Annotated in this window: 10 protein-coding genes and 2 pseudogenes; 6 read left to right on the top strand and 6 right to left on the bottom strand. The window is 63.5% G+C overall.

The window, feature by feature from the left end; genetic code table 11:
* Positions 1-208, top strand: a pseudogene (locus tag A5652_RS19460) (hypothetical protein); the annotation flags it as partial.
* A gap of 277 nt (positions 209-485) precedes the next feature.
* Positions 486-641, top strand: coding sequence for a hypothetical protein (locus A5652_RS27775; protein WP_156745435.1), 156 nt, complete (start codon positions 486-488; stop codon positions 639-641).
* Positions 642-821: 180 nt separating this feature from the next.
* Here the strand turns inward: A5652_RS27775 and A5652_RS19455 are convergent, their stop codons facing one another.
* Positions 822-1,103 carry a hypothetical protein gene (locus tag A5652_RS19455; protein ID WP_067355213.1) on the bottom strand — a complete coding sequence of 94 codons (282 nt, stop codon included), beginning with the start codon at positions 1,101-1,103 and terminating at the stop codon, positions 822-824.
* Positions 1,104-1,465: 362 nt separating this feature from the next.
* On the opposite strand from A5652_RS19455, the gene A5652_RS19450 reads away from it, so the two are divergent.
* Positions 1,466-1,705 (top strand): hypothetical protein, encoded by a 240-nt coding sequence (locus A5652_RS19450; RefSeq protein ID WP_067355209.1) that lies wholly within the window; start codon positions 1,466-1,468, stop codon positions 1,703-1,705.
* 651 nt (positions 1,706-2,356) lie between these two features.
* Here A5652_RS19450 and A5652_RS19445 read toward each other — a convergent pair.
* The 5 genes from A5652_RS19445 to A5652_RS19425 all read right to left on the bottom strand — a co-directional run bounded on the left by A5652_RS19445 (position 2,357) and on the right by A5652_RS19425 (position 6,085).
* Positions 2,357-3,097 carry an SDR family NAD(P)-dependent oxidoreductase gene (locus A5652_RS19445; protein WP_067355204.1) on the bottom strand — a complete coding sequence of 247 codons (741 nt, stop codon included), beginning with the start codon at positions 3,095-3,097 and terminating at the stop codon, positions 2,357-2,359.
* 84 nt (positions 3,098-3,181) lie between these two features.
* Complete coding sequence (locus A5652_RS19440; RefSeq protein WP_067355200.1) at positions 3,182-3,538, bottom strand: hypothetical protein; 357 nt, start codon at positions 3,536-3,538, stop codon at positions 3,182-3,184.
* A gap of 42 nt (positions 3,539-3,580) precedes the next feature.
* Positions 3,581-4,009 carry a MarR family winged helix-turn-helix transcriptional regulator gene (locus tag A5652_RS19435; protein ID WP_082983992.1) on the bottom strand — a complete coding sequence of 143 codons (429 nt, stop codon included), beginning with the start codon at positions 4,007-4,009 and terminating at the stop codon, positions 3,581-3,583.
* A 608-nt stretch (positions 4,010-4,617) separates the two neighbouring features.
* Entirely contained in the window at positions 4,618-4,848 is a 231-nt protein-coding gene (locus tag A5652_RS19430) for a DUF6400 family protein (protein WP_067355195.1), read from the bottom strand.
* A 223-nt stretch (positions 4,849-5,071) separates the two neighbouring features.
* A complete protein-coding gene (locus tag A5652_RS19425) occupies positions 5,072-6,085 on the bottom strand; it encodes a GTP-binding protein (protein WP_067355192.1) in 1,014 nt (337 codons plus the stop codon).
* Between the two features lie 124 nt (positions 6,086-6,209).
* Here A5652_RS19425 and A5652_RS19420 point away from each other — a divergent pair, with 124 nt between their 5' ends.
* The 3 genes and pseudogenes from A5652_RS19420 to A5652_RS19410 all read left to right on the top strand — a co-directional run.
* Positions 6,210-6,869, top strand: a complete 660-nt coding sequence (locus A5652_RS19420; RefSeq protein WP_067355189.1) for a TetR/AcrR family transcriptional regulator — start codon at positions 6,210-6,212, stop codon at positions 6,867-6,869.
* Positions 6,866-7,537: an enoyl-CoA hydratase-related protein gene (locus A5652_RS19415; protein ID WP_067355185.1), complete on the top strand. Its 672-nt coding sequence runs from the start codon at positions 6,866-6,868 to the stop codon at positions 7,535-7,537. Before A5652_RS19420 ends, A5652_RS19415 begins: the two co-directional genes overlap by 4 nt.
* 73 nt (positions 7,538-7,610) lie before the next feature.
* Positions 7,611-7,968: pseudogene (locus A5652_RS19410) on the top strand (alpha/beta hydrolase); the annotation flags it as partial.

Raw genomic sequence — 7,968 nt, 5'->3', positions numbered from 1 at the left:
CTGGAATATCCCACGCGACCCCGACGGCGCGCCTGCGGTCACCGGCACCAACGGTTCGGCCGGTCCGCTGGGGTTGCCCATCAGCGACCAGAACGCCGTCGGCGATCTGCTGGTGTCGAACTTCGAGCACGGCAAGATCGAATACAACCCGAAGACCGGGCAGGTCGAGGTGACGGTAAACGGCAAGGGCGTGCCATCCGGCCTGTAGCCCAATCGGACGTTCATCAACCGAATCGATGCGCGAGGCGATCAGGCCTGTCCTCGAAATTCGAGCCTGGTCTTCAAAGTATTGCCGCCCAGCCGCGCATCGATTATCGCGCACGCTTTCACCCGTTGCCGGCATCGGCGGATCCGTAATTCTTACGACGACATTCGCTGCCGAGACAGACAAAGCCTCAGAAGGCGAGCCCAGGATTGAGGAGTCGCGCTACGGGTATTCCCAGTTGAGCGGCACACGCCGCGGCATCCCGTAGATCGGAGCGACCGTGATTATCCTCGGCATTATCCTTCTCATTGTCGGCTATTTCACCGGCCTCAGCATCCTGTACACGATCGGCGGCATCTTGGTGGTCGTCGGCATCATCTTGTGGATCTTGGGCGCGGTTGGGCGCCCCGTCGGCGGCCGCAAAGTGTGGTTTTGACGCGCCGCTTCAGCAAGCTAGGACCACTGATTGACGAATACTGAGTGGTAAACCCGCCATCCTCGATCCCGGCGCATTCCCACCACGGCGCAGCGCTCGAGAGGTCCTGGCCAAACGTCGAGACTGCAGTCGGAGTCATCTGCCGCCCGACCACCCAGCCCGCGCCGGAGGGCAGTCGCGTCAGCGGTCGTGGCGGTCGAGATCCTTGGCGGTTTTGCGGATATAGGTGATCGTGTCGCCGGTGAGGATGTCATCGATCCCCGCCGCTTGATGGGCCGTTTCTAGCTCGTCAGCAATGTCGTTAAACAGGTGAACCAGATCAGTGGGCGGTGGTTCAAGGAGCCTGCGTCGTTGGGTAGCGATCCGGTCCGCCAGATCGTTTCGTCCATTCTCAAGGGCTGTTCTTTCGTCTTCTTCCAGATATTGCAGGACGGCTGCTATCTCATCTTGTTCATCGCTCATTGTGGGAATGCTAGGCCAGCAGCGCCGGATCGCGTTTGCGCAGTTGCTCAACCCCGCTGGAGGGGGAGCCGTCCAATCGTCGCCGCTGCGGTGCGCGAGGAGGTCATCGACAGCCTGCGCGGCGCGCGTGAGGTGCGTCCGTTCGGCGAAGGGCTGATACCGGTTTGCACCGGTACCCAGCGATATGCCCCAGCGCAATGCCGAGCGCGATTCGAGGACGGGCGCTGCGCATGGTCCATTGCTCCTAGAGCGGGGAGGTTGTGCTGCGACCGTTAAGGAGCGTTGCCGCAATCTTGATCTAGCGCCCTTACCGTGGATATACGAGATAACGCCTATTGGCGACCGCAATCCTGGGGGTTCATATGACGACCGCAATCGCCGCGCTTGAGGCAATCGAGAAGGATGCGGACGACGCGGACGATCTTCTTTTGGCGGTCGCAGCAATGAACGCATTTGCGCCCCTAAGGGGCAACGTTCTTGTCGGCAAACCGCGCTGGCACCTCACGGAAGAAGCGATCGTGGGCGCGTCGATGACTGTGATTTTGGTGTCCATCATGGTGGTGATTAGCGTCGCCGTGGGCACGGCCTTGACGATGAGCTAGCGACCGGAGATTAAACGCGGCCGAGCTTGATCCACCTACGCAGGCGAGCCGCAGGGTTGCTTGACATCTCCGCGGTTCATCAGAGGACTACGGCGTAGCTAAGTTGACATAATGTCGCTTATCGGCAAAAGACGATGCCGAGCTCAAGCCCGCCACGGGTGGTGACCTGATGATTTACACCCTTTCGCGGCGTCCCGCAGGCTCGCCTGCTGGCGTCCAGGATCGCTCCACTGACGGACGACGGTGGCCGCCAGGCCGCGGGACAGTGGGAATCGACTTGAGCCGTGAGCCGCGTGTGATCAGCGGTCACTTACCCCAATCGCCTTCCGGCCGGCACATGGTGGATTACGTCACTGTGACGAATATCCATGCGCCGCAATGCACTTAAGAGATCGACTTCCCCGGTCTGCTGCGCGCGGCCGCCAGTCAACGTGGCGTAGCGCTGAACTCGCGCCGAACCTGCCGCCTTTTATTCGTCGGCGCGGACAAGCCAGTAGCGGGGTGATAGACGTTCGCCGCGACGGAAACCCGGGAATACCCGTCCCCTCCCCGCTTTGCCGTGGGCCAAAACGTCACAGTGACGAATAGCGTTGGGGCGCAGGGGCTACAGGCCATCCGCGTCGCTGGACCGCAATTGACCCCTGGCGTAAGTCAGAGCTGAATCTGCCCACCGTCGACCGGCAGCTCCGCACCGGTCATGAAGCTGCTCTGATGAGAGGCCAGGAAAAGCACCGCCGAGGCGATCTCCTCGGGGCGCCCTAGCCGCTTCATCGGCACCTGAGCAGCCATGCCGTCGAGCAGATCCTGCTTCTGGTCCGCGGGCGCCAAACCGCTGAGTCCGGGAGTTTCGATCGGGCCGGGGACGATGGTGTTGACCCGGATCTTACGGTCGGCCAGTTCCGCGGCCCAGGTACGGCCCAGGGACCGGATGGCCGCCTTTGAAGCCGCGTAGAGGCCAAACGCCGGTACGCCTTCGGAGGCCGCCGTAGATCCGGCCAGGACGATCGACGCACCTTCGTTGAGCAGCGGCAGCGTCTTTTGAACCGTGAACACCGTGCCGGCGACGTTGCGGTCAAAGTTGTCCCGATAGTGTTCCGGAGTCACATCGGCGAGGGTCGCAAAATCGCCGCCGCCCGCGTTTGCGAAGACTACGTCAAGTCCTTTGCCATGCGCGGAGATTTCGGCGGCCAGGATATCGAGTTCGTCCGGCTTGCTGATATCGCTCTGCACTCCGTGAGCGCCGATCGAGGCCGCTGCTTCGTCGAGGCGGGCGCGGTCGCGGCCGGTAATGAAAACGTATGCGCCTTCGTCGGCGAACCGCTTCGCCGTAGCTAGGCCGATACCCGAGGTTCCCCCGGTGACCAGTGCTATCTTGCCCTCGAGCTGTCCCATGATCGGGCTCCGTTCTTCAGTGGGTTGCGCGTCGTTCTTCAGTGGGTTGCGCGTCGCCGCGCTACAACGTAGGTGATGTATCTTCTATTTCAGCGAGTCCACCACCGTCCACAGTCGAACGATCCGCTCATGACATATCTCGGCCACGTCGAATCCCGACGCGACAGTGCTGTCGTCAGGGGTGCGTACTTCCCAGGCCAGAAAACCCAACCCGCGGGTCTGGCGGACCGGACCTGCCTTGACGAAATGTAGCCCTGGCAGCTTTATCTGCAGCGCAGCGGCTTTGGCGTTCAGTTCGTCGTGACCGGTTGCTATGCCTTCGTCGTCGATCCACTGCACACTGTCCGCATACGTCTTAGCGATCGCCTCGGCGCGGCGCTGCGGGTCGCGTTCGTCAAATACGGCCAGCAGATTGGTTTCCATCAGGTGGGTGATGATCATCGCTCATGCAAACCTCTCAATTAGGTGATGTTTCATCTAATCTTAACTGAGAGCGGGAGGTAGCGAGCTGTTGTGATTGAGGTTGACGTGAATATGCTCCAGTGCGGCGGTGAATGGTGCGAGCAGCATCTCGGGCAGGGAATCGAAGAACAGCCTGCGTACCAGGTCTACGTGACCGGGCGCGGCTTCGTCGATGGCCTGCCGCCCACGCGGGGTGAGGGCGACATTAGTGGCGCGGCCATCACGGACGCTTGGGCACCTTTCCGTCAGGCCGCGTTCCTCCATGCGCCGCAACTGATGTGACATCCTGCTGCGCTCCCAGCCAATGTGCGCCGCCAGCTCGCTGACGCGCATGCTATCGCCGCGGTGACCGCTGAGTGCGACTAGCACGTCGTAGTCGGCCAGCGACAGTCCGGAGTCGGCCTGCAACTGGCGATTCATCTCGTAGTTCATCCGCAGCTGTACGCGCATGTAGGTGACCCAGGCGCGCTGCTGCTTCGGCGTTAGCCACAAATGCTTTTGTGATATGTCCCGCGATCTGCTCTTCGTCACGTCTGTCAGTATGGCCCTCGCGCGGGTTGAGGCCAACCCGGATGTTGTCGGTGCAATCGATTTGTGGAAGCCAACCGAGCTGCACCGAGCCGTGACAACGTGGGGCAACGCGCACCTACTTAACACGCACTGTTACCACTTAACTCAATGCCGTCAAGCTCGTCGGGGGCGGTGGCATACAGGTTTTACCCGGGGCGCCCCGCCCCTCTGCCCGGGCGGGCATTTATCGCCGTCAATACGTCACTGTGACGAATATTAGCGCGGCGCAAGGATATTGAGGCGCGGGCGTCGGCCGGCGTTAGTGCGGCTTGTGTCCCCACGACCTAGGCCGCGTGTGGCGGTGCGTGTCAGTCGACCAGAGGTGACCGCAATCCGAGCACTGAAGATGCACCAGGGTGCCCCTGTTGCTAAGGAGATACTGCCAGTGCGTATCGCAGTTGCGACTGCTTCGGCAATCACCACACCTGGCGCCGTGATCGCAGTGCGGGCAGGGCAACCACGCGCGGCGGCCGCGATCGGCGGTCGGATCAATCGGTAGCACGAGCATCCGTTCGTTCGGGCAGGACGCCAGCGCGGACCAACTCGTCGTAGACCCGCTGCTGCTCCTCATCCAGATTCGAGTACAGCATGTCGTAGGCTTTCTGCTCCTCGGCAAGCACTGCGACGGGGTCCCAGTCGTCACCTATTGCTTCGAGCACAGCGCTGCGCCTACGCGCCTCGTCGAGGGTCAGGTCATAGGCAAACTCGAGGTCGGCCATATCGCTCCCAGCCGTTAGATAGATATGCAAACGAACGGTTAGGATTCCCTAACTGGCGCGGTTGGCGCTATGACGTACGTCACGGTCGTCGGTTGAGGTTCGTCACACTATCGCCCAGGCGATCCCTCAACCGCGGGTTGAGATGAAGGGGCGACGACAGGGGTCGCCGCGTGCCACACGCCTCGAACCGGCTCGCAGGGTCCTCTTCTCGCCGGATCGCGTCTCACGCGCTGATGCGGCGGTACACCTGTAGCCGTCGTAACGCCCGTGCCGACGCCGGCCCCGATGCCGGCTTCAGCGCGTGGTCGAGTCTCACTCGGACGGTGTGGGTGTCGAGGTGCATCCCGATCGCCACCAGGCAGTTGGCGGTGGCCCCCGGCGGCGCCTTCCGGATGTGGATTGCGCCACCGACCAGGTTGACGACATAGTCGTGCACGGCCGTGCGCTGCCGCACGGCCACGATGCCTTTCATCCGGAACACCTGCGGCGGTGGGTCTTCGAGAAGGTCGAACAGGGCATCGGGATCGACAACACCCGAGCTGCTGACGGTGACGGCGTCGGCATGGACGTGGTCGTGACCGTGGTCGTGCTCGGGTGCCAGGTCCAGGAACGAGAGTTGCCCCGCCCGTCCGGACGCGGCGGACGCGTCGAAAAGCAGCTTCGGGTCTATCCGGCCGGCCGTTGTGCCCACGACGTGAATCCGCGGGTTACGGTGCGCCGCACGCTGTGTGACGCGCCGCATCACAGTCGACCGCTCTCGCTCGGGCACCTGGTCGAGCTTGTTGACCACAAGCAGCGACGCCGCGCCGTAGCGCACCGGCGGCACTGTGCCGCAGTCGACGGTGTCGAAGTGGTTCACGGCATCGACGACGTCGACAATCCCGCCCACCCGGATCCCGGGAATCTCACTGAAGCCGATGATCCGTGCGATCGCCACCGGGTCGGCCAGGCCGCTGGCCTCGACGACAATCGCGTCGAGGCGGCGAGCCGGGTCGGCGAGCTTGACGAGTGCGTCATCAAGGCCGCCGCCGTCAGGCAGGCAGCAGATGCAGCCGCCGACGATCGATGCCGGCTCGTCGACCTGGCCGGCCACCAGGCCGGCGTCGATATTGATGGCGCCGAAGTCGTTGATTATCACGCCGATTCGCGTGCCGGGATGACGTAACAGGTGGTTGAGCAGCGTCGTCTTGCCGGCTCCGAGATGGCCAGTGAGCGCGATGACGGGAATCGCAGCCAAAGCTCCACCCTCCACATCGACATCCGGATATCCGATGCTAACCGCGGTCTCGAATGCAGACCCGATGAGGCGTCGGCTCCGTCGCGAGTAAATAACAGAGCATTCGCTCTGTTATAGTGGTCCCGTGCCACGCCCGCGCATGCATGATCCCGATGCCGTACTCGACGCCGTCGAGAACCTGGTGGCGCGATCGGGCCCAACCGCGGTGACCATCAGAGCGATCAGCGCGGCGGTGGGAGTGTCCAACGGCGCTGTGTACCACACGTTTACATCGCGGGGTGGGCTGATGGGCCGGGCTTGGCTGCGGGCGGGCCAGCGATTTCTGGCGGTGCAGACTTCGCTGGTCGGCGAGGCACTCGCCAGCGGCGGCCCGGACGGCCCCACCGAGGCCGTGGTGGCCGCCGCGGATGCGGCGGTGATGTTCAACGAGCAGTATCCCGGCTCATCAACGCTCGTGCTGCGCGTGCGCCGCGAGGAAGTGCTCGCCGACGACGTCCCCGGCGATGTTGCCGATGACCTGCGACTACTCGACAAGCATCTCGTCGCTTTGATGGTGCGGCTTGCCAGAGCGGTCTGGGACCGCAAGGACGCGGCGGCGGTCGACGCGATAACCAGTTGTGTTGTGGACCTGCCCACCGCACTGCTGCTGCGCCGCGGCCGGCTCGGAAGCCCTACCGCCCGCGCGCAGCTGCACGCCGCCGTACGCGCCGTGCTAGCGGTAGGGCCCTCGACCACCATGACGAATCGTCGTAACTACAAGCGCAACTCAAGGGGAAACACATGACAGTCACAGTGGACTACGCCGACAAAATCGCCATCGTCCGGCTGGGTGAGGACGAGAACCGCTTCTCCCCTGGATTTCTAGACGACATCGATGATGCGCTCAGCCAAGCCGTCTCGGATGGCGCCCAAGGACTGATCACAACGGCCGGCGGAAAGTTCTACTCCAACGGCCTGGATCTGGAATGGCTGGGCGCCCACACCGATCAAGGGCAGTGGTACATCGGCCGGGTGCACCAGCTGCTGGCACGCGTGCTGACCATGCCCCTACCCACCGCGGCCGCGGTGGTGGGCCACGCATTCGGCGCAGGAGCGATGCTGGCCATCGCGCATGACTTTCGCGTGATGCGCGCCGACCGCGGGTACTTCTGCTTTCCCGAGGTAGACATCCGCATTCCGTTCAACCCCGGCATGGCCGCGCTCATCCAGTCCAAACTCACTCCGCGCGCCGCCATCGCCTCGATGACCACCGGGCGACGCTTCAGCGGCCCCGATGCCGAACAGTTCGGCATCGTCGACGCCACCTGCGCCGAGGGCGCGGTCGCCGACACCGCCATCGACATGCTGCGCCCGCTGCACGGCAAGGACCCCGGCACGCTCGGCGCTATCAAACAGACCATGTTCGAAAGTGCTGTCCGCGCACTAGTCGATCGGCAAAGCGGGTCGCAATAATTGCGCATGGACACTGCATCGATTCCTGTATGGTCGGCGATGTCTGCCGGCGCAAGGGAACAGAGGGCATTCGATGGCAAACGGCCTCCCCGACAACGCCTTCACGTCTCCTCAGGCACTGGATCCGGGCCTTCGCAAGGCGGCGCGATTCGTGCCTCGCGGATACGCCTTGCACCGCGGGATGAAATTTCAGCGCGCAGTCATGAACCTGATGGGCAACGCGGGACGTATCCGCACCGTGCCCGTCGCCGCCGTCAACGAGCACGTTAGCGTCCGCCTGCACCGCCCGGGCGGCCTTCCCGAACGTGCACCCGCACTGCTGTGGATCCACGGCGGCGGAACGATCATGGGGCACGCGGCCCAGGACGACAAGTACCTGCGGAAGTTGTCCGGCCGCACCGGATTCGCGATTGCCGCGGTAGAACACCGGT

Origin of the sequence: Mycobacterium sp. 1165178.9, assembly GCF_001673555.1 — a bacterium.
Lineage (GTDB): Bacteria > Actinomycetota > Actinomycetes > Mycobacteriales > Mycobacteriaceae > Mycobacterium.
Note: the sequence above shows the minus strand (reverse complement) of the source record. Positions and strands in the feature narration are given on the sequence as shown.